19 protein-coding genes are annotated in these 21,847 nt (G+C 42.0%); 2 read left to right on the top strand and 17 right to left on the bottom strand.

Annotated elements, in window-relative coordinates; genetic code table 11:
- Positions 1-92: 92 nt before the first annotated feature.
- The 10 genes from BUC05_RS00285 to BUC05_RS00240 form a co-directional block, all read right to left on the bottom strand.
- On the bottom strand, positions 93-809 hold the full coding sequence (locus tag BUC05_RS00285; protein ID WP_035204373.1) for a KDGP aldolase: 717 nt from the start codon (positions 807-809) through the stop codon (positions 93-95).
- Positions 806-1,918, bottom strand: a complete 1,113-nt coding sequence (locus BUC05_RS00280) for a DgaE family pyridoxal phosphate-dependent ammonia lyase (protein WP_035204371.1) — start codon at positions 1,916-1,918, stop codon at positions 806-808. Before BUC05_RS00280 ends, BUC05_RS00285 begins: the two co-directional genes overlap by 4 nt.
- Positions 1,919-1,930: 12 nt before the next feature.
- A complete protein-coding gene (locus BUC05_RS00275) occupies positions 1,931-2,569 on the bottom strand; it encodes a DUF4310 family protein (protein ID WP_035204593.1) in 639 nt (212 codons plus the stop codon).
- Positions 2,570-2,606: 37 nt separating this feature from the next.
- The gene (locus BUC05_RS00270; RefSeq protein WP_035204369.1) at positions 2,607-3,392 is read right to left on the bottom strand and encodes a DUF4311 domain-containing protein; all 786 of its coding nucleotides are present in this window, start codon (positions 3,390-3,392) and stop codon (positions 2,607-2,609) included.
- Positions 3,393-3,406: 14 nt separating this feature from the next.
- Entirely contained in the window at positions 3,407-3,760 is a 354-nt protein-coding gene (locus tag BUC05_RS00265; RefSeq protein WP_035204366.1) for a DUF4312 family protein, read from the bottom strand.
- A gap of 4 nt (positions 3,761-3,764) precedes the next feature.
- A complete protein-coding gene (locus BUC05_RS00260) occupies positions 3,765-4,127 on the bottom strand; it encodes a glycine-rich SFCGS family protein (RefSeq protein WP_035204363.1) in 363 nt (120 codons plus the stop codon).
- A 21-nt stretch (positions 4,128-4,148) separates the two neighbouring features.
- Complete coding sequence (locus tag BUC05_RS00255) at positions 4,149-4,466, bottom strand: PRD domain-containing protein (protein ID WP_160162505.1); 318 nt, start codon at positions 4,464-4,466, stop codon at positions 4,149-4,151.
- Positions 4,441-5,607: an amidohydrolase/deacetylase family metallohydrolase gene (locus tag BUC05_RS00250; protein ID WP_035204361.1), complete on the bottom strand. Its 1,167-nt coding sequence runs from the start codon at positions 5,605-5,607 to the stop codon at positions 4,441-4,443. Before BUC05_RS00250 ends, BUC05_RS00255 begins: the two co-directional genes overlap by 26 nt.
- A gap of 4 nt (positions 5,608-5,611) precedes the next feature.
- Positions 5,612-7,459, bottom strand: coding sequence for a BglG family transcription antiterminator (locus BUC05_RS00245; RefSeq protein WP_011246252.1), 1,848 nt, complete (start codon positions 7,457-7,459; stop codon positions 5,612-5,614).
- A gap of 251 nt (positions 7,460-7,710) precedes the next feature.
- The gene (locus BUC05_RS00240) at positions 7,711-9,765 is read right to left on the bottom strand and encodes a beta-galactosidase (protein ID WP_035204357.1); all 2,055 of its coding nucleotides are present in this window, start codon (positions 9,763-9,765) and stop codon (positions 7,711-7,713) included.
- Between the two features lie 120 nt (positions 9,766-9,885).
- Here BUC05_RS00240 and BUC05_RS00235 point away from each other — a divergent pair, with 120 nt between their 5' ends.
- Positions 9,886-10,737 (top strand): AraC family transcriptional regulator, encoded by an 852-nt coding sequence (locus tag BUC05_RS00235; protein WP_035204355.1) that lies wholly within the window; start codon positions 9,886-9,888, stop codon positions 10,735-10,737.
- Positions 10,738-10,950: 213 nt separating this feature from the next.
- Here the strand turns inward: BUC05_RS00235 and BUC05_RS00230 are convergent, their stop codons facing one another.
- Genes BUC05_RS00230 through BUC05_RS00220 form a run of 3 tightly spaced genes read right to left on the bottom strand, consistent with a single transcriptional unit; the run spans position 10,951 to position 15,807 of the window.
- The gene (locus BUC05_RS00230) at positions 10,951-13,629 is read right to left on the bottom strand and encodes an AAA family ATPase (protein ID WP_035204353.1); all 2,679 of its coding nucleotides are present in this window, start codon (positions 13,627-13,629) and stop codon (positions 10,951-10,953) included.
- Positions 13,616-14,155 (bottom strand): ABC-three component system middle component 1, encoded by a 540-nt coding sequence (locus tag BUC05_RS00225; RefSeq protein WP_073303772.1) that lies wholly within the window; start codon positions 14,153-14,155, stop codon positions 13,616-13,618. The genes BUC05_RS00230 and BUC05_RS00225 overlap by 14 nt, the downstream gene beginning before the upstream one ends.
- Entirely contained in the window at positions 14,155-15,807 is a 1,653-nt protein-coding gene (locus BUC05_RS00220; RefSeq protein WP_051881211.1) for a dsDNA nuclease domain-containing protein, read from the bottom strand. Before BUC05_RS00220 ends, BUC05_RS00225 begins: the two co-directional genes overlap by 1 nt.
- A 501-nt stretch (positions 15,808-16,308) precedes the next feature.
- On the opposite strand from BUC05_RS00220, the gene BUC05_RS00215 reads away from it, so the two are divergent.
- Positions 16,309-16,653 carry a hypothetical protein gene (locus BUC05_RS00215; RefSeq protein WP_051881210.1) on the top strand — a complete coding sequence of 115 codons (345 nt, stop codon included), beginning with the start codon at positions 16,309-16,311 and terminating at the stop codon, positions 16,651-16,653.
- A gap of 314 nt (positions 16,654-16,967) precedes the next feature.
- Here the strand turns inward: BUC05_RS00215 and BUC05_RS00210 are convergent, their stop codons facing one another.
- From BUC05_RS00210 to BUC05_RS00195, 4 genes are all read right to left on the bottom strand, one after another.
- Entirely contained in the window at positions 16,968-18,047 is a 1,080-nt protein-coding gene (locus BUC05_RS00210; RefSeq protein WP_170969649.1) for a phosphotransferase enzyme family protein, read from the bottom strand.
- A 1,075-nt stretch (positions 18,048-19,122) separates the two neighbouring features.
- Positions 19,123-19,458 (bottom strand): putative quinol monooxygenase, encoded by a 336-nt coding sequence (locus BUC05_RS00205; protein WP_035204352.1) that lies wholly within the window; start codon positions 19,456-19,458, stop codon positions 19,123-19,125.
- 361 nt (positions 19,459-19,819) lie between these two features.
- On the bottom strand, positions 19,820-20,167 hold the full coding sequence (locus tag BUC05_RS00200; protein WP_035204350.1) for a winged helix-turn-helix transcriptional regulator: 348 nt from the start codon (positions 20,165-20,167) through the stop codon (positions 19,820-19,822).
- Positions 20,168-20,460: 293 nt separating this feature from the next.
- On the bottom strand, positions 20,461-21,846 hold the full coding sequence (locus tag BUC05_RS00195; RefSeq protein WP_073303769.1) for a serine hydrolase domain-containing protein: 1,386 nt from the start codon (positions 21,844-21,846) through the stop codon (positions 20,461-20,463).
- Between the last annotated feature and the right edge of the window lies 1 nt (position 21,847).

The raw sequence follows: 21,847 nt of genomic DNA, 5'->3' as shown, positions 1-21,847 counted from the left end.
TGATCATGTAACTGCGATAAACAGGCTCACTGTCGACAATCACACCGTCCATATCAAAAATGACTGCATATGCGCCGTCTTTTTTCATCCTTTTACTTCCATTTCATACTAATTAACTGCTTGATTTTCTCCACTTCTGTTTTGCCGGTCTCTTGGTCAATCAGTGATGTATACAAATGAGGAATCACCGTTTTTGCCCCGTTGTCAAGACAGACTTGAACGATGCGCTCGACATTGTCCACATCAATTCCCCCTGTTGGCTCAAAGATTGTTAAACCGGCATTGACAGCCGCCTTGACCATTGCCGCGACTTCGTCAAGACGTTTTTCACCATCGATCGGATAAAACTTGACAGAATCTACGCCAATTTCAGCAAGCATGGCCGCAGCCAGTTCACAGGAAACGTTTTCTTTAAAGTTAGAACTGCTTGGACCAGTAGAAATATAGACTTCACCAGCTGTCCCAGATGGTTCGATGAGTGCATTGACGAGTGTAGTCGACGCCTTTAGCTCGCTCATCCGCCCACGTGTATAGCCGGCTGCTGGAAAGACTTGATTGATATGGTTTGGCACCGTCTTGGCGGAAACATCAGCAACCATTTTCCACATTGCAGGGTCGCCAGCTCCTAGTCCTACTGAGACAGGAATATCGTTGTTTTTATACAATGCCACCTGTTCAATTGCTTCTTTGGCTGATGGAAAATGTTTGACCATTACGCCTATGAGCACACGGTCTCCTGCTACTTGCACTAGCTCTTTTGCGTTTTCTACATCTTTGGCCAATACGTTGAAAATGACTTTTTCGTTCATGAGGACTGCCCCTCTTTCAGTATCCGTTTGATTTCACTTGCAATGATGTCTTCTTGTCCTTTCAGTAAAGGACGGGGATCAACCGATAATATTCCCACATTTACATAATGATGCCGTAAAAAGATGGCTGGGTTGCCTGATTCAAGCCGGTGGAGAAGCTCTGCAGCTGTCATGCCTGCTTTGTTGGCATCGACTTGAATTTGCGCACGGTAAATGGCTCTTCCCGCCTCGTCTTGTTTGATCGAACAATGCAATCCTTTCGCATCTGCCAAAGCCTCGGTCAGCTTTGTCATACGTTCAATCTGTTCATCGCCATTGTCTTCCTTAGACGGATATTGTTTTAAAGCAGCAATAAGCCCGGCAACCCCTTCTTTCCCAACTTTCATTGGCCGGCCAACTCCTTTATATTGCATGCGGCACGCTTCCATCCATTTCTTTTTCCCGCAAATCAAACCAGACGTGGGACCTTCCAATGCTTTTCCACCGCTGTAAATAACGATATCTGCGCCCATTCGGATATATGCTTGAAAATCTTCTTCTGCCGCTGCATCAACAATGAATGGTAACTGGTGTTCCTTCGCAATCCTCATCATTGTTTCAAGCGACTGCATGCCTTTTTGAACAGCATGATGGGATTTTATATAAAGAAGTGCGGCTGTTTTCTCTGTAATCGCCTGTTCGATATGATCTGGCTCGACCTTATTCGCATTGCCAACCTCGATCGGTTTCCCGCCACCGATTCGAACCATTTGCGCAATGCTGGCCCCAAAATGAACTTGCTGGCCTTTTTGAATAATTACTTCATTTCTGAGCCCTTCGGAGTCCGGCATTCTTTCGATTAATGAAAGATTTTTTCCGGTTATCACCGAAGCTGTGGCGATGGCAATTCCTGCGGCTGCCCCGCATGTAGGGCAGCCGTCTTCCGCGCCTGTGTATTCTGCGATCACACTGCCGGCGAATTCCATCATTTCATCGATATCGACATAATCTTGCGCGGCACGCTTTAGCGCATCTGCAACTTCATCACTGACTGCAGACGCACCTAGAGCCGTCATTTTCCCACTTGCGTTAATGACTTTACGAAGACCCAACTGTGCAAAAAAACTCATCGCTCACTCATCCTATTCTAAAGAGATTGGAAATATTGCGCCAAAAATCATGGCGCCTAAAATCGCTCCGCCTGCTACTGGCTTTTTCCATATATAGAAAATCGCCGCACCAATGGTTGAACCAATTCCGATTGGGATCGAAGCACTTGCTGCAGAAAGGACGATTAACGGTCCGAGAAAGCGGCCCGATGTATTTCCGGCGCCCATCATAATATCAGCACCAAACGTGGAATTGGATTGCCCGACTGTTAATTTGCGAATCGCTAAAATGGCATAGCCAACGAGTGCCCCTAACACAGCGCCTGTTAGCAAGGAAAGGATAAAATTTTCAATTGGGGCTGTGATACCCGACGCTAGCAGGATTGCCGGCACACCTATGCCAAGACCGGTTTGCAAGGATCCGCCAATGTCTAATATCCCTACAAGCGCCCCTTCCAACACGCGGGCGAATAAAAAGCTCGCGCCAAAAGCGGCAGCTGCCCCATAGCCTGCTCCTTGAATCCCAGCTTCCAACATAGCGACAATTGCGACATCATTAAAAGCGCCAATTTTATACACATAGTACATATGCGTTCCGGCAAAAATGCCTGACGAAAGAAGGGCGACAAAAATGGGAAAGGACCAGTCCGCATACCAAAATGTTTTATACATATCTTTTTCAGCGAGAGACTTTGATTGCGTTGTCACCTTACTTCACCTCTAATCCTAACAGTTTATGAAAGTCTAAAAGCCATTCTGGTGGAGCCATGTTCATGCTCTCCAATAACTGAATATCGAAGCCACGGAAAAATGCGCTTAAAATAAAGAGAACAATAACTGAAATAAGCAATGTCTTCGTTACTTTCGTCCAACCGCTATCATCGACTCCCTTGCCGATTAATATGCCAAGCACCACACCTGGCACGGCATTCCCCATAATCAAATGGGCAGCACCACCGAAAATCGTCCCCCAGAAACCAGAGCGCTTGCCAGCGTCTAATGCGGCCAACCAGAAAATGACGGGCATAATCGGATCGATTAACAAATTGGCTGCCGGCACAAGGACGTGGACGGCAATCGCTTGCAATGATTCCGGAATCGCAGAAGCTGTCAAGTTCAAAAAGGCAACGACGATAATCCCAATAATGCCGCCTGAAATCGCCATTTTTTTCGGATTATGTAGCGTATCTTCTGGGCGCTTGCCTTTGCGCATTAATACCGCTGCCGCCCAGTTAGGAATAATACGGTGGTCCACATCCTGTGTGAAGGCACCTGCCCCGACAGAGGACGCCCACGCATTAAAGAAGAAGCCTAATCCGAATGAAAAGTGGGACGCCGCATCTCCCGCGCAAGCATTTAGCTCCCCAAGTGTCCGGAATGCCCCCATTCCTTGTGCTTTTGGTGCATGGAACATCCGGGCGGCCCCAGCACCGACACCAACACCGACAAAAGCACCAATAATGATTGATTTTATTGCTACCTCTATCATCTCCATATGTTTCTCCTCCGCTATTTATCCGCTACTTGTCTATTGCGGAAAATATGATTTACAATCCCATCAGGCGACTCGATTTTTTTAAAAGGAATCTCCTCTACTTTCAGCAGTGTAATCTTTACATCCACTTCTAACTTGACCGTATACTCGCTTCTTTTTCTCGGGAAGAAAAAGAGCAAAAAGCGCTCCGTGTACGTATGCTCAATCGCTTCATTGACATGGATGCTTACAGGTTCAATCCGGATAATCATCGCTTTATACTCATCCATTACTTTTCTCTGGATTTTCCCGAGCGCCGTGTTAATGGCAAGCTCCTTAGACTTTCCTTTGCCGCTTACTAGAACGGTGTGCTGGACCATCTTCTCCATCATGTTACCCTTGCACTTTCTTTAAATAGGCTTCCGTAATTCTCTTGCCAAGCTCTTCTGTATCCATAAAACCAAAACCGAGTACTTTTTTTCCTTCATTAATGGCTGTGATGCCTTCATCAACAGAACGCATGCCATAATGTGCTGGGTAGCCGTATTTTGTTTGTGCAGTGATGGCACCTGCTCCACCGCTTCCACAGAATGAAATACCGATATCAGCATTCTCTGTATCCATAACATCACCAAGACGCATGTCCGCGCCAACACCGGGAATGACAATCGCCTTCCCACCAGCAGCTTCAACGCCTTTTGCTACATGATGTCCTTTACCTAAGCGATCCCCGATAACCACAACAACTTGACTCATTTTACATTCCCCCTCCAATGATTAATCCTTCATTTTAGCTGTTTCAAAATGGATAGAAAGCAAGTATTTCTCATCCTCATGCAAATCCGTCAATCTGTTGCACACTTTTTCTGCCATTTCGATTGATTGCTTGGATACTTCCTGAAATAGATGTTTATCGATAGGCTCGATCCGTTCCTTATGCGTGGAACGGTAGACCATCGCTGAAAGATGGGACAATAACGATAGCTTCTGCGCGTCTGTCGTCTGAATATGCTCTTGCCTTAATAGGTTTTCTGTAAATTGCATCACTTCCACGCACAGTTCGTAGTTTTCACTCTTGCGGTATAATTCTTGCACTTTCCCTTCCATTTTCCTTCGTGTATGCCACCTTTCCAGTCTTAACGGTTATATACGGGGTAAGCACTTGATGATAGCTCAGTTGTTCACCTTCTGAATCAATAAGTGTAGACATCCCTTCTTCTTTAAGGCCGAATATCGTCACATCTGCTATGGTCCCAAGGCGAAATGTTCCTTGCTCTGTTAAGTGAAGCGTGTCGGCTGCTCTTTTTGTTACAGCGGCAACCACATCTGTCAATCGGTACCCTAGTGCAAGAAGCTTGGTCATCGTCACCATCAGGCTGCCTACTGGAGTTGCATAGTTGTTTTTATAAATATCTGTGCTTATCGTAAATGGAAGATCATAGTTGTCCTTAAATCGTTTCATTGTTTTATAGCTAAAGCTCGAAGTGCCATGCCCCACATCGAAGCGGACGCCTCTTTCAATCGCACTTCTTGCTTCCGGAATCATGTCTCCTGACTCAGTTAAAATTCCATGCTTCTTTCCATGAAAAGCATGCGTGACAATATCCCCCTGTTTAAGAAGGGGAAAAATCTCCTGTAAAGGCGGCGGTGGATTCCCGATATGGACCATAATTGGCTTGCCAAGCCGGTCTGCCAACTGTCTGGCATGGACTAATGGCTTGATTCCACTGTTTTTCACAACGGAACCGCTCATACGCGCTTTTATGCCTACAAGGCTCTGCTCTTGTTGGAAAATTTCGTTTGCTTCTTTTAGCGTCATTAACTCGTCTAATTTGGCAAGCTCAGATAGGCCATTACATAAGCCCTTTCGTGACAGGTTTAAAAAGGCCAATATTTCTGTCTTGCTTTTCTCGATCACGGTTTCCTTAAAAAGTGGATAGTTCTCGTACCCCGCACTGCCAGCATCCACGATTGTTGTGACTCCCTGATCGATCCCTACTAAATCGGGCTCAATGCCCAGCTCGGTATAATCTTCAAACACATGGGCATGCAAGTCGATAAAACCTGGTGCAACATAATGATTGGTTGCATCGATATACTGAACCTCTCCACCTGCCTGTATCACATCTTCTACTGCCGTAAAAACACCATTGACGATGCCAATCTCTTTTTTGCTAATCGTTAAAGTTTCCGGGTCAATCACGAAGCCGTTCTGGATAATAATGCCTTGAATCATATAATCACTTCCATTTTTTCAAGTACTGTAAAAGAGTAATAACCTCAGCTTCATGAACATGTAAATCTTTATCCTGTAAAATTTGCTGCACGCTATGGAACATTTCCTCGTCGCTGTCTAGCATTTGATTATTTGCATAGAGGTACTGGTCATATTGCTTATCAAAGTAATAGCGGTGAACCATTAAAAAAACGTGCATCATAAACGCATTTTTCCATCTTTCTTCTGATTTAATTGGAAAGGCTTCCAACAATGCGTGAGCAGCTTCAAAGCCTTTTAAAATAATTTCCTGGCTGAGGTTCTCACTATCTTCACTGATCGTAAACTCATTGTTCTCCAACAGCTCGTTCGTCTGCTCGTCGTCTGAACCGATCATCGCTCGTACTTGTTTGCGAATTTCTTCGATATCTCTTTTTGCAGGCAGCGGCTCGACAACGACAACAGGAACGGCGGCTTCAACAGGAAAAACGCTGATAATCAAATCCACCTCTTCAGCCTGACAAATCTCTTCCACTTCAAGCAAGGAACAATAACAGACAATATCGACGGCAGGAATTTCTTTTTCTACCCGATTTTTGATTAACCGGGCAACCCCTCTTCCTGTTGAACATACATATAAAACTTTTACTTTCTTTTTTCGTTTAAATGTATTTTCATAGGAAACGAGGAAGTGCAGAACAATAAAAGAGATAAAAGAATCTTGGGCTATCAATGTGTGTTGTTTCACATACTTTCGACAAGATTCCTTGACGCTTTGAAAAAGAGACGCATGGTTTCTTTTCACTTCGTCCTCCATTGGGTTCATTTCATTTAAATAAAATGAGCCATTTTGAAGCCTCAGTGACAAATGAGAGAGCAGATTGCTATAAAGTTTAGGGTCTTTTTTATAGTCAATTCTTTCTTGTTCGCTTACATACTGGATCATCTTCTCTGTGATATCGACTACATCGATTTGTTCAGATTCTTTTTCCATGATTCCGGCTACATACGCGTATTCTTCCTCGAGCAACGGCAACTGCATATCTGTGTAGACTTTCTCCATAACGTTCACCAGAAACAAGGAGAGTTCATCTTGATCATGAGAAGGCTGCAACATCCGATAGCTATGAATGGCACGCCCCATCGTTAATCTTTTCACCGAAAACGTGAGCCGCAGTAGGAATTTCAACAAATCAGAGAGCCGCAACAAAGATGCCAAGGATGGCGAATAGAACGCGCTCATATGATTTTCAGCCATTTCATAAATAGGTTTTAATGGCTCTTCCAATATCGTGCCAATCTCGATTTGCCGCTCTTTTTTCGTAATTCGAGTCGTTAGCTTATAGATTTGATAATCATCTAAGCTGTTGTAAATAATATGCTCAAGCATCAGCCGCAGCTGAAGTTCATTGCCATGAAGGCGATACCCTGTTCTTTGCTTCCGCTCCAACTCAATATTCCATGACGTTAAAAACTCGTCTACATGATTCAAATCGCTTAAAATCGTGTTTCTGCTGACCGCTAGCATCTCCGATAATTGAGCAGCGGTTTTATAATCATTCGTCCATAATAGGGACAGAATAATCCTTCTGACACGCATCGTTTGATCGGGGTAAATTTGCGATCGCTTAAATTGTGTCAAAATCCCCCTTAATTCAGTCCGCTCCCGATCACTGCATTGAAGCCAAATCCCCTTGCTTGTCTGGGAATTCACCGTCTTCCCCTGCAACTTAAACCATTTGCGAACATTTTCAAGGTCATACTTAATCGCTCTTGTGCTCACCCCAAACTCGATTGACAAATCTTTGATTCTAATCGGAGCTTTCGTATTCAACAGCTTATTTGTTAAATGAAATTCCCTTGCGCTTAGCATGATTTCACCACTCTACTAGTAGTCGTGATTCATAATCGATTATAGATCAATTATAAGTACATTTACCTAGATCGGACAGACAAAATTACTTCCCCATCCTTAGTGAAATCCCTTGAATATTGGAGCAATTGCAGAAAAAATGGCCAAAAAATGGGAGCAGCGATCAGACTTGATCTCTACTCCCATTCTTTCTTTTAATGCTTGTTCCTTGTCCTGCAATGCTAGAGCACAAGAGGTTTACACACTAGAAATTATGGTTTCTGTTTAATAATCCATACATCACGGCCAGCAAGCTCCTCTTGTTCACCATCTAGCGTGCGGCCGCTCAGCAACTCAACGCCAGCACGTTCGCCAAGCTTGATGTTGACAGGGTTCTCGTTATGATTAAGTACGAAGAGATACGATTGACCTTCCTTTGAACGAAGCGTCGTTTCCACTCCTACCGGCATCTCGTTAATGAGAGGGTGAATGCCAATGGAAGAGCATAGCTGAGACAACCAATCTTGCAGGAACGACGCTTCTGGGCTAGTCGCCACATACCAGGCTTGGCCTGCCCCAAATTTGTTCACGGTCAGAACCGGCATGCCTCGGTAAAAATCGTCGCCGTACACCGCTTTGACCTCTGCTCCTTCTGAATGGATCAAGTCGCAAAGAATGCCGCACTCGTATTCCGATTTTAATCCGGGAGCTTGATCTGAGAGGACAATTCGGTTACGTTGACTCGGAAGCAAGGCGTCAATTTCCTCCGCCCATATGCCAAGCAGTTTCCGCAGTTCGCCAGGATATCCGCCTGTTTTGACAAGATCATTTTCATCGACGATGCCACTGAAGAAGGTTGTGATGAGGGAGCCGCCGCCATGTACATATTTTTCTAGCTTGTCAGCTATACCTGCTTTCACCATATACATCACTGGGGCAATGACAAGATCATACCTACTGAAATCGGCATCGACGCCGACGACGTCCACCGAGATGCCTAAACGGTAAAGGGCATCATAATATTTATGGACTTCGTCCACATAGCGAAGATCGATCGACGGGCCGCTGGACATTTCGACCGCCCACCAGTTTTCCCAATCAAACAGCAATGCGACTTTCGCCTGAACGTTAGCATCCAAAAGCGTATTTCCAAGCTTGCCGAGCTCCTGCCCGAGTGTGGCACATTCTCGAAAGACGCGCGTATGCTCATGGCCGACATGCTCGATCACGGCACCATGATATTTCTCGCAGGCGCCGACTGAGCGGCGAAGCTGGAAAAACAGAATCGTATCGGCGCCCCTCGCCGCTGCTTGGTAACTCCATAGCCTCATGACACCAGGACGTTTTAGCGAGTTGTACGGCTGCCAATTTTGCTGGCTTGGCGTCTGTTCCATCAGCATGAACGGCTGTCCGTGCTTCAAACCGCGCATCAAGTCGTGCATCATCCCCGTGTAACTGTGAGGCGTATCGAACCGTGGATAATTGTCCCATGATACGACATCCATATGCTTTGCCCATTTATGGTAGTCTAGTTTTTTAAAGGCGCCCATCAGATTCGTCGTGACAGGAATGGACGGCGTATGCTTTTTGACTGCTTCGTATTCCAGCTTGTAACATTCGAGCAAACTGTCGGAATGGAAGCGCATATAGTCGAGGGAGATTCCTTGGAAATTCGTCTCCGTCCGCCCGTTCGCACCTGGCCACTCCTCGCTCAGTCCGCTCGGCAAAACGATGTCTTCCCAACTATGGAACGTGTGCCCCCAAAATCCGGTATTCCATGCTCGATTCACTTCATCAAGGGAACCGTAACGCGCCTTCGCCCATTCCCGGAAAGCGGTTTCACAATTGTCGCAGTAACAATTGCCTGCCCCGCCATACTCGTTGTTAATATGCCAAATAAGCAAAGCCGGATGATCTTTATAACGCTCGGCAAGCTTTTCTGCCATGCGAACTGCATACTTGCGGTAAGTCGGGCTGTTCGGACAAGAATTATGACGTCCGCCAAACTTTCGTTTGCGCCCGTAAAAGTCGACTTGGAGCACATCAGGGTACTTGCGCGCCATCCAAGCCGGATGGGCGGCCGTGCTCGTCGCAAGGCAGACGCCAATCCCGTCTTCATGCAGCTTATCCATCATCGTATCAAGCCAGCCGAAGTCATATGTATTCTCATCCGGTTGGTTTTTTGCCCAAGCGAACACATTGAGCGTCACCACGTCGATTCCCGCCAGTTTAAACATGCGTAAATCTTCATCCCAAATCGATGAATCCCATTGGTCAGGATTGTAATCACCGCCGAACCAAATCTTCGGTTTTTTCGCATTAATCATCTTGCCACACCTCACCATATATGATAAAACTGCATTTAATAGTTTAATCATATGTGTTGTAATCACTAGATCCAATATAAAATTGATGTACATGGATATAAGAATATGGAGGTATGTAAGATGCGTCGAGCCGTCCCTGCCACCCCATCGGAGCTGTTGCCCTTGCAGCTAGAGACAATCGGCATTCAATATGACCAAGAACCGGTAACAAGGCCACACGGGTACCCATGTTACCATTGGCTTCAAACGCTGGCAGGAGAAGGCGAACTGTCAATGAACGGGCGCACCTGGAACATGCCAGAACGATCAGGCATTCTCCTCGCGCCAGGCACACCCCACCACTACAAGCCAAGAAGCGACAGCTGGCAAACCGGTTACATTACGTTTCACGGGAGCACGGCTGGGAACATCGTCCAATCACTCGGTTGGAGCATCATTGAACACTTTCAGTGGGGAGCGGGCCACGATCCAATCACCGGCCAAATGAAGAGCTTGCTTGCCTTTGCCGAATCTGGCGGCGATCCGTCGGGATGGCGCTACTCCGCCGACTTATACCGCTTTCTGACGTTGCTTCGAACAGAAGCCCGCACCGATAAACGGCCGCCTATCTCCAAACGACTAGACCGAGTCCAAGACTTGCTTCACTGGCTCGAACAAGAATACGCCAACCCAGAAATCGGATTGGCGGAGATGGCGGCACAGCTCGGCATCGGGAAACGGCAACTGAACGAACGCTTTCGCGATCTATTCGGCCAGACCGCATACGCTTACTTGATCCAATTAAGGCTCCGCAAAGCAAAAGAATGGCTTCCTTCCCGTCCCGACTGGACCGTTCGCCGCATCGGAGAAGCGGTCGGCTTTCGCGATGCGAGCCACTTCGTCGCCACGTTCCGGCAGAAAGAAGGGATGACGCCAGAGACGTACCGGAAATTGTATGCCGCAAAGCCGGGGAAAAATAGGGAGTTGGATTAGTGGGGGGGCTGCCAGCACTCTTCTTACGACTCCTATTCCCTTGCAACTCAAAATCGAGATTGTGACTACCTTCCTTTTAAGGTGACAAGAATGGTTGTAGAAGTAACGAAATCTTTTTACCTTTATAGATCTGGTGAAGATCATAATGTTGCTTTTTTGCCCAAAACTAACTTTTTTTCCGCAACAATGAACAGAGATTGGAGAGTAAAAAATTCACTCATAAAGTATCTGCTGTATTTTGTTCTGCGTAAGAAACGGGCTTGTAAAACTAAAAACTTGCATATCATCTTTTTTATATTCATTCTTTTTCAGAAATAGTTTTACAAAGTCTAGGTCATGAGTAGAGAAAATAATTTGCTTATCAATCTGACCCAACACATCGCAAATTGAGTATTGATTTACATCATCCATATTTTGAATGGGATCATCAATTGCAATGAAATCGAGAGCATTGATATTTTGAGCTTCATTAATTGCTAAGAAAATAGAAATCGCTAGTACGTTTAGTTGCCCGGAACTCAGAATATTTTGAGCATTACTTTCTTCGAATCTATCCTCAAAAACAACTTTAATAGACAGTTTTTCATCTGCCCCGTCGAATTGAATTAGATTATTAGATGGAAGCGGATTTAAATACCTGTAATACTTCTGTATAGGAGAATTACTATCATTTAAATAATCTTTTGTATCAGAATCGAAGAAATCAAATAACTTCATTTTGTAATTTTTCAGGGAATCAGCAATCTTATCAATTTCAATTTTTTTGTTATTAAGATCCTCAACTGTATTTTTGACTTCTTGAATTTGAGTTTGAATTTCCTGATTGTGCCTAATTACATACTGCACTTGGTTTATATCCGATAGTCTGCTTATCTTCCTTTCATTACTGGATATCATATTTTTATTTTTTGAAATTAACGATTGAAGTGGAATATCATATTGTTCAGGCTTTAAAAATGATTGCAGACGCTTTAAAATAATGTGGTCATCCTGAATTTCAGAATACAGTTTTTGAATATTACTTTCTATTTGGTTCCGATGTTTTACTACTCTATCGCTCGCTCTTGTCATTCGTTCAATCGACTGTTCTACCTCGTTTTCTGTTTTTATTTTCTTTGAAGAAGACTCGCTATCTAAATCCTTCAATTCTTCTTTAAGTTTTTCAAGAGAGATTATTAATTCAATGATTTTTTGCTGTAAAATAATTTCCTCTCTTACTTTACTTAACTCGTCTTTTAAATCGGCAGTATCAGCTTGACTCAGTTCTTCAGAAAACAAATCGTTGTTTCTGTAGTTGTTGTACTCCTCTTTTAAACGATCTAGCTCTAAATTCATTTTAGTAATGCTATTGTTCGTTTCGTTGATTCGCTCGGCTATTTTAGCTAACTTATTCGAAATCTTGGTATTTAATGAGATGGCTTTACTTACGTAAGAAGTATCCTCTTCTAACTTTGTTGTATATAAAAGAATATTATGATCAATGCAAGACTCCAGGTTTTCTTCAGGGGTAGAAGAGCACACCGGGCATTTCTCCAAGCTATTTGCAACAACGTAACCCTTTATATCTTTTATGTTTGCAATAAGTTGAAGTAGTAAATTATCCTTATTTTCTTGTATTACAAAAGATAGTTTTTCTTTCAAAACCAACAACTTTTCTTTTCTCTTTCTCAGAGTTGCCTCTTTTTTTATGGAAAGTTCCCGGTTAGCGGGCAATTTTTTTTGTTGTTCTAGATTTTGTTCTATTGTAGTCTGAAAAGACAACGCAAATTCTAAGGAAGAAGCCTGCTTTCGTAAAACGCTAAGGTTCTCTCTGACTTTATTTAAGTCTATGGAATTCATGTCATAAGCAGCTAACTCTTGCTCCTTTTCTTGAATAATTGTTCGCGTTTGATTGTACTTCTGAATGTTCTCCCTTTCTTTTATAAGGGAACTTGTTCTCTGATTTATTTTCTTCAAGAATTCTTTTATTTCTTCTCTTCGGGTCTCCAAATTTTCATGAATTGATTCTTTCTTAGAAATTTGATTTACAATTATGCTGACAGTATAGAAACGCTCTAGATTCATCACCTCGTAAAGTTCTAAAAATTCCTCAGCGTTAATCTTATCAGCCAGTGCCTGCCTGTTTGATTGAGCAATTTGAGTATCCAGATCGCTATCTAGTTCAGTAATACCAATGTCGTATAGTTTCTTATTAAACTCAAAAATATCGACTTCCTTTTTTACCTCTTCCTTTCCCTTTATCGAATTCTCAAGTGAGATAATTTGATTACGTATAACCTCAGATTGCTTGATTAAAGAAGTATGTATTTTCTTCATGTTATCAGACTCATTTAGTAAAGCCCTAAACCCCATAATGTCCGCTAACGCTCTGAATCGTTCAGAAGGTTCTTCTGATGTAACAAAATCTGCGACTTGGCTTTGAGATAATATAAATGTCTGTTTAATTAGTTGTCCATAATTACCGCGTCCAAAACTTGTCTGATCTAAAGTCCCTTGTTTTAAGAATGTTTCAACATCTACTTGCCCTCGATATAGCTTTCCATCCCTACTACTCAAGGAAACCTGCGTATTCCCATAGTCGTTTCCATGATCAATATTTCCAGTGACATTGAACCATCGGGTTAATGTGTTTCCTTCGAATTCAATAGAAACTGATAAAATCTCATTCTCTTGAAATTTACACCGTTTGTTAAATATATCCCTCTTTACTTCTGCATCGGTGCCATTCATTCGCGAAATTTTACTTGTAAAGCACCACTCGATGGCGTCAAAAAATGAACTTTTTCCAAATCCGTTATCTCCGTGCAGAATGGTTATTTTTCTCGTTAGATCAAATGAAACTTCCCCATAATAATTCCTGAAATTTTTAAGAGTTATTTTATCTATTTTCATAGCGCTGCTCCACCATCTTTAATAATTTATTCATCAACACATCCAACTGATCTAGGCTCAATTTATTATGCTTCCCATCACTTTCTTGAAGAAAATGAATGATTTCTTGTAGATATATACTTTCATCTTCTAACGTTACTTCATTCTTAATCGGCTTTTTGATCACCCTAAATTCGTCTAAAAAGGGAACTCGGTTCAAGTCTAATTCACTACTTATTGCATATTTACGCAGCGCCTTAGTGTCTCGTTCAATTTTATAGTTTGTTTCAAAATCAATTTCACTGCCAAAGCAGAATAGCAAATATGTATTCCAGATATTTTCCTTACCCTCTAGTAAAATCGATCTTATTTCCATTGAGAATGATTTTATCAAATTTATTTCCTTGCTATAATGCAGTTTTTTTAACACCACATTATTTATAGAAGATTTATAAAATGAGGCTCCTAATTTTTCGATTTCTTTGATGTCGAATACCTCAAAACCATTTTCAAGTAACCTGTTATGAGTTGCGTTAAAAATATCCATCATCTCACCTCATTGCAATACTTATTCCATATTTCTTGCATCTTATCTTGGAAACAATCTTGTTCATTCAAGGCTTCCGAGAAGTCTAATTTCATTTCCGTTCCTGGGATGATGTCAACATAATATGTTACTTTATTAAGAGGTTGCTCATTTTCAAATCCTTCTATTTGAATCTCGGAGAAGCTTTTAATTTCACGACGAACTGTTTCTGTAAATCTCCTGTCCCCGTAATTTTGAAATACGATTCTAAGCGATTTATCCAACAAGTAAAGATGATCATTTGTATCAGATTGTTGTATGATAGATTCAAGCTTCTGTAAACCTGCTTCTAAATTATTTCTTGATTCCAAGCTTAAGAATGAAAATAAAAGATTTGAAACCGTGCATTTCTTAGTTAATAGGTTATTTGAATCAGTGAATTCTAGAAAGGAATCCTTGACGATCATCATGATGAACACAATATTGAAAAAATCGAGTAATTTTTGCTGCCTGTTTATCTCATTCAAGTTGACATAAGCTGAGCTTTTAATAGTACCATCCACATAGCGCTCAATCAGAGATCTAATATTGCCTCCATTATCAACCCATTGTTTAAGATACTCACGATAGGTATATAATTTATCTTTGAATGCATCTGCATGAGCACAGGTTTCATTATTACTAACTATAGAATCAATAACTCTAGAAATAGTTGATTTGTTACCATGCTTTTCAGTAGTTTGCTCCACTGCGTCTAGACATCTTGTTCTGATTTCACTCAAAATTTCTTCTAATTTATCCCTGGTGATAAGTAACCTTTCCGCACTATCTCTGTATGTACATCTTGTGCATAAGTGACCAATTAAAGTGTTCAGATCCTTTGGATGAACCCTGACCCTGTCCCCAACATCGTGGAATAGCCACTCGCTGAGTCTCATACACAAATGATCCTCAAACACCTCTAATTTCTGAAGTCCCGTTCCGGTATGCAAATAAAATCTTCTTAGTAGTTCCTTGGTTTTTTCTCCACATTTTGTTTCATAATCATAAACCTCTCCATTCTTATCACATACAGGAGCACTGACTTTTAAAAACAAATGATCGGTATCCGCTATGTCCAAATCGTAATTTGAGTTGCCTGTATACACATCGAAATCGAAATCTCTGGTTTTTATAATATGGTAACTCGAATATAGCTGAAACTGAGTTAAATACCCATCTTTTTGCTGGAGCAGTTCAGCCTTGGATAACAATTTGTCAATCCAACTATCGTTTCTTTTTTCCGTCCTTCCTGCTATTGGTGAACGATAGTATAAGCCCGATGCGGGACTGGAAGTAGCGTTCATTTTTACTTTTTCGCTAGTCTTCACTTGGACGAACCTTACCGTATTATCTTTTCCAACTACAATATCATCCAGATGCTCTATAAAAATGTAATCCCACTTGTCCTTAAGCATGTCAATTATGTACTCAATCGCAACCAGAAATTGATAATAAAATCCCGAAATTGCCACTATTCCTCCCGTCTCTTCCGGTACAACATTTGCTAATAATTCAGCGATCTCATTGCTAGATTTACCAATTACATTATTTCGCAAAAATGTTACGTTCTCAGCGACTTTGTCTTCTTGGTTTTCAATATAGTGCTTAATAATTTTATCTATTTTTTCCATTGTGAATTAAACTCCTTAGAATCATTGTATCCTCTGTCAAAAATATTCGACATCGAAAGTCATAAACCCTCCAAAAGTAACCATTTTTTCAGTCTCATATACTCTTGCTTTTCTTATTGGTTTAACTAACAAGCATGGAGGAAACCAATATGTACGCCTATCTTTTTTCTCATTGATTATTCTTTTCAGATTTTCCACTCTCCAAGAGGCCCTCCAATTGGGACTCTTGGGAGTAGTGTACAGGCAGGAATAGCAAAATGTCATTTTGCGAGAAAACAGCATGAAAGCAGAACTTCCACTGGCATTTTTTAGTAGTTCCTTCCGACAATCGAATGGCGCTATACAACAGTCTTAGAGAAAGGAGATACTATTGGCCAGAAGAGAAAAAACGAACAAGATCACCGTCAAGTTGCCCAAATCACAGTACGATTCACTCAAGAAATACGCGGCTTCCAAGCATTTCAGCATGGCAGACTCAGACGGGCTTTCATTCAAAAAGGGATGTCCATCGAAGTCTACACCCAGGAAATTGATTTCATTACTACTATCATCCGTCAAGAGATTGGCGTTGCGATAAACGGCCTCGGCAATCGATTAGCCGGACTGGCCAGCAAAGACCTGATCATGTCCGCCGCGGCATACTATTCCACGGTTGCGATTATTGCCGACCTCATCGATACGCACCGTTACATCACCTTTCTAGAAATTGAACGGACATCGTTAATTGGCTGTCGAGTACACCAAGATGAAACTGAACGATGCCGAAAAGCTGTGTCCTTTCCGGCGATGCCTTCGATCAAAATCTGGAACGACTGCCGGGAGGAGATACACCGATGTCAGCGCTGATTTATAAACAGCACTCTTTCATCCCAATCAGCCGAAAACGGCTGTCAGCAATTATGTGCATATTGATTATATCGTCACCCGTCCCGGTGCAGTTAAACATCCAAGAAAGAGCCACGGGTTGTTTGGAAAATGAAGCCTGGAACGCTCAAAGCCTTTGATTCTTGGCAAGAAGTCGCCCGGATCGCCCTTCAATGGGGTAAACGCCATAATGACGGATGAACCACTTCATTGCCCGAAGAATGCCATTCATTCTCGGTTAGCTAGCTACCTTGTTGGCCCCCATCAGCGAAGTAAGGACAGACAGAGCCGCCGCCTTAAATCTTACGTTCTTCATATTCAAAAGGCGCTTCGCATGAGTAAATCTTATGGAAAAATCCTTTATATGGAATATCTTCTTCCAAGCATTTTATTAGGTACGACAGTTCTTCGTCGCATTTTGCCTCTTCTCCATTGTTTCGCATCACCTCAAATGCGTCTATCATATTTTCCATAAGTATCGCTTGAATAAATAAAGGAAGTTGCTCCAGCATAAAATCATCGATTTCCGTTTCAGATCGGTAACCGTCGAGAACGTTTTCAAAATAATCGTCCATAAATTCCCTGCGTTTGCTGTTGTCTTTTTCAAATCGAATCCAGCCAGCGCCAATCGTCCAAAGATTCGCCAAATCGTACATATACCAACAGAAGCAAGAGTTATCAAAGTCAAAAACAGTAATATCGCCATTTTCAAAATCTACGTGATAATTACCGTCACTATAATCAAAATGAACCATGCCATAATGGTCGGAACTCCTGTTCAACCCCTCCAATGTTTTCAGAAGCTGAAACAGTTTTTCCTTAACCAGAGATAATGAATCCGGGAGCAATTGATCAATATATGCTCTATTATATTTATCAAAAAAATCGTACCTCCGATGGACCGGTTTATATTCTTTTGATAAGTGGTGCAGCTTACCAAGCGTTTTACCGCAATTATAAAAGTATTCAGCGATAGGCGCTCCATCCCGATAACGATAATGGTTTTCTGCGAGCTTCTTCCCTCTGGCTCGTTCAAACAGACTGACAAAGAACGTCTGGTTCTCATATGCGATCTCTTCCACTAGATTCCCTTTTTGGGAGTCGACGACATTTGAAACGCTGCCGCCGTGATCGTATAAATAGCGAACATATTCCAGCTCGCTTAAAAAATCCTCCTTCTTTCTGTCGCTTAAAAATGCGATCCTAAGCATTTTTTCCTTTTCACCTGCCTTTTTGCATGTGTATACTAAATTCCTACCTCCATCATGGGGCGGAATTTGAGAAAAGGAATAACCTTCCAAACCAAATAATTCCGGAATTTTAGAAATCAATAATTTTTCGGCTGTATTAATCGCCGCATGAAATGCTGTGCTCATCGGCTTTTCCTCCTTTTTTCTTTCCCATACTTTCAAGCAACATGCTGAGCATCTTGTTACGTAAATATTCCGCTCTATTTTCTACAAATGCCGCCTCCTTTTAAAGTAAGGTAGCTGTCCCAGCACTCGATGAGTCATTCTCCACTTTCAAAGGCTACTTTGATGGCATAAACCGGATCGCTTTGATGCTTGATTCAGAGACCGGATTTTGCCGAAAAAAGCCCTTAAAAACATCTATCTCGCATAAATCAAAAAATTTCTTGACGCAAAAATACCGCAGCAAACAACCGTTCATCGCTGTCTGCTGCGGGCCATTCAAGAATTTTGCATAAAAATAACACACCCTAGAGTGTGCTACCGTTGCTTTTGACCAACGCTTCAGTATTCACGAAAGGTTACTTTTTGGCATACTGAAGAAAAGGGCACTATCCCCATTAAATCAGTATTACGCCCATATTCAGTTTTAAGTAATGGACACCTCAAAAGTTGCAGTCATTTAAATACAGCTCCTTTCGCTATGCAAAGAATAAAATCTTAGTATAAAGTGTACCATGTTTCGGCGCCAGCAGTCCATATTTCAAGAATGTTCTATTTATATGCCAAAGGCTTGGTTTAATGATAAGGATCAGTTGCAATTCTTTTTATGTGATATAATGGTCAAATTTTAGCTTTTTTGGAATGAGCGAGGTGTAAAATCATTACAATCTGTTCTGTATTATTCATTTAATAAGCTTCTTTAGTTTAATTTTTTACAATTCAATAATTAAACAAATAAAGAACTGTCGAGGCCCCATTCCTCTCTGCTGTTTTGCACCGAACTAAAAATAAGTTTAGCTTTGTGCCATTCCCCCATCTACTGTTTAGATACTGCTTTTCTCCGAGGCAAGGACGATCATGCCTCTCTTGCCCAACACAGCTCAGTGGAACGTTATCTTTAGCGGATTCAAGGACTTAATCCAAACGACTCTCCAAACAGATTGTCGTAAAACAGCGGCAAGAAAACCGCTGTTTCAACCAAAAAATAAAAATGGTAGTGGGAGCTTATCAAGCCTCCACTAGGATTATCACGTCTTACTTAACGAGTAACATTTGTCAATTGGCTTCCCCATTCACCGATAGGCTCAAGCCAGCTAACAATTCTGTCATCAATTAAACTAGTAAGAGCTTCTTCGTATTCTTTGCGATAAGGCTTTGGAAATTCTTCCTGTATCCAACGATCTCTTGTACCTTGCCAGATTTCATAAATAACAAGATCATTCGAATTATCGATATCATCGGAGACGATGGCCGTTACGAAGGTAGGTTCGTTTCTGAAATTGTTAATCATGGCAAAGAGACTGTCGCGAAAAATTTCTTTCTTACCTGGTTTTATTTTGAAACGGATATTTAGAATAACTTGATTTGTGGACATAGGCACACCCCTTTAACATGTTTTTGAAACCTCATTCCTTCCCTATATCGCACAAGAGTCATTATGAATCAAACGTGTCAAATTGAAAAGTACACACTTTTTAGTTATATAGTAACCAAAAAGTAATAATTGTGTTTTTCATTGTAGTCATACACGCGCATTCCTTGATTAAAAATGAAAACTAAATTTTTGGGACTATGGTGAGCCACTTCGCTCAATACCTTTATCCACTCCAGAAATCCTACAATGTTATTATTGGTTATTGTAAATTAGCCTAGGCTTGGGTTTATGAATGTTAATTCAGATAAAGACTAGAATGTCCCCACGCCTTTCGTGGGGACATTCGTACAGCGTTATACGTTTAATCCATATGCAAAATTTCGAATTCATCTTGGGCGAATGAGCTCTCTGCATAAATCCCACCCCAATTGCAAAGTGCTTCCAAAATAGATTCAAGAGATTGACCAAGTTCAGTAGTTGAATACTCGACTTTCGGAGGTACTTGATTATACATTTTTCTGAGTATGAGCCCACTCATTTCTAATTCTCTAAGCGTTTGAATTAGCATTTTTTGAGTAATAGTTGGTATCAGTCTCTTTAACTCACTCGTCCGCTTTGGGCCTTTTATCAAATAATATAAAACGAGAGCCTTCCACTTTCCTCCAATTACATCTAAAGAAACCTCTAAGCCACAGTAATAAGTTTTCATTTTGAAATAACACCTCCTGTTGTCAATATCCATTTTTCCCCTCATATTTTCGATAATTTATTAACGATTAGAAGTAATTTTATCTCTCTGTGCCTCATCCTGTGAAGAAGTTTGCTGACTCTCTTTCCAATCAAGGTTATTAAGACTTGAAAATTTAGTCCATACACTCCTTTCTATTGATAAATTAACATGGAGCACTTGCTTCAGGAATGGTAATTAAAATCACCAAAACGGACCATCATTGCTCGGAATCGGCAGCATTGATGGTCATTTCTTTCACAAAGCGTAGTGTGTCAACAGCCGACCCGTTCAGCCACTTCTGGCTCATCCTCTGTATACCAGATCAGACGCATGCCCTTGCCATCTTCACTGTCAAGAAACTCAAGCTCCGTCGCCGTCTGTTCTTCATAATAACGGGTCGATGTCAGTGGCAGCAATGACAACCGCATTCCATTGTCCAACTTCATATAGAGCTTATCCTGTTCCATATATACGTCTACATCAAGGGAACCTTCCGTCTCGCTGGCAAATCTGTACTTACCAAGCAGCGTTTCCACATTCTTTGGGTCAAGCGGAATCACTTTCTTTGTCTCCAAAGGCCTCGGTACATCGTATTCTTCTCCAGCCATAATCTGTTCGATGCTCTTCACTAGTTGCTGCGTATAAGCATGGTCGCGCTCTCCGTTTTGCAGCATAATCAATGTCATATCTCGATCGATATAACGTTTAAACCATGTAGAGTAGCCCGGCCATCCCCCGGTATGGTGGACGAAACGCCCCAGCTGCTCGTCACGCTCGATCAGCCAACCCATCCCATAATTGAATGTCTCGCCATTATTCATCTTCACCGGCGAAAACATGAGTTGACGCAGCATTGGACGAACAAACTCATCATTATACAAGGCTCGATCCAGTCGCAACAAATCGCCCACTGTACTGTTGACCATTCCATCTCCTTGCAAGCCGTCTAAATAGTGTACGTAATGTAGTTCAGGCACTTCATCAGGCAGCACATATCCGCCATGTCCAATCCGATAGACGTATCCCCAAGCATAATCATCAGGCACAGGACCCGGATCCACCCGGCGATTATACACTTTCGTTCGCGTCATTCCAAGCGGTTGAAAGATCTGCTCGTCCAAAAAGTCGCCATAACGCTTGCCACTAATCTTCTCAATCAGGATAGCTAGCATAATATAGCCCGTGTTGCTGTACATCCAACTGTCATTAGGAGCGAACAACGGATCAGGCTGATGCTTAATCAGCATTTGCAACACATCCTCATTGCGAGCATAACGCGTAGGATCCCACACGTTTGCAAATAACTCCATGTAATCAGGCAAGCCTGATGTATGGTTTAACAGATGCCGTATCGTAATCCCTGGATACGGCAGTTCGGGAATCCAATTAGCGATCAGATCATCGCAGTGCAATTGCCCCAGTTGCTGCAAACGGATAATACCTACAGCCGTAATCGGTTTGGATACAGAAGCGAGTTCAAACATGGAGTCCGTTGTTAAATCGCGTGCGCCCCCGCTTTTGTATTCTGCTATTCCCATCGCTTCACATAACACTGCTTCCCCACCAACAGCTACAAGAACAACACCATTGAAACTTCCTTGCTGTTTGACGTCTTCGAATAATGCCTTGAATTGTTGTTCCACCTTTTCTTTTTTCACT

Origin of the sequence: Shouchella rhizosphaerae, from assembly GCF_900142675.1 — a bacterium.
GTDB classification, from domain to species: domain Bacteria; phylum Bacillota; class Bacilli; order Bacillales; family Bacillaceae_D; genus Shouchella; species Shouchella rhizosphaerae.
Note: the sequence above shows the minus strand (reverse complement) of the source record. Positions and strands in the feature narration are given on the sequence as shown.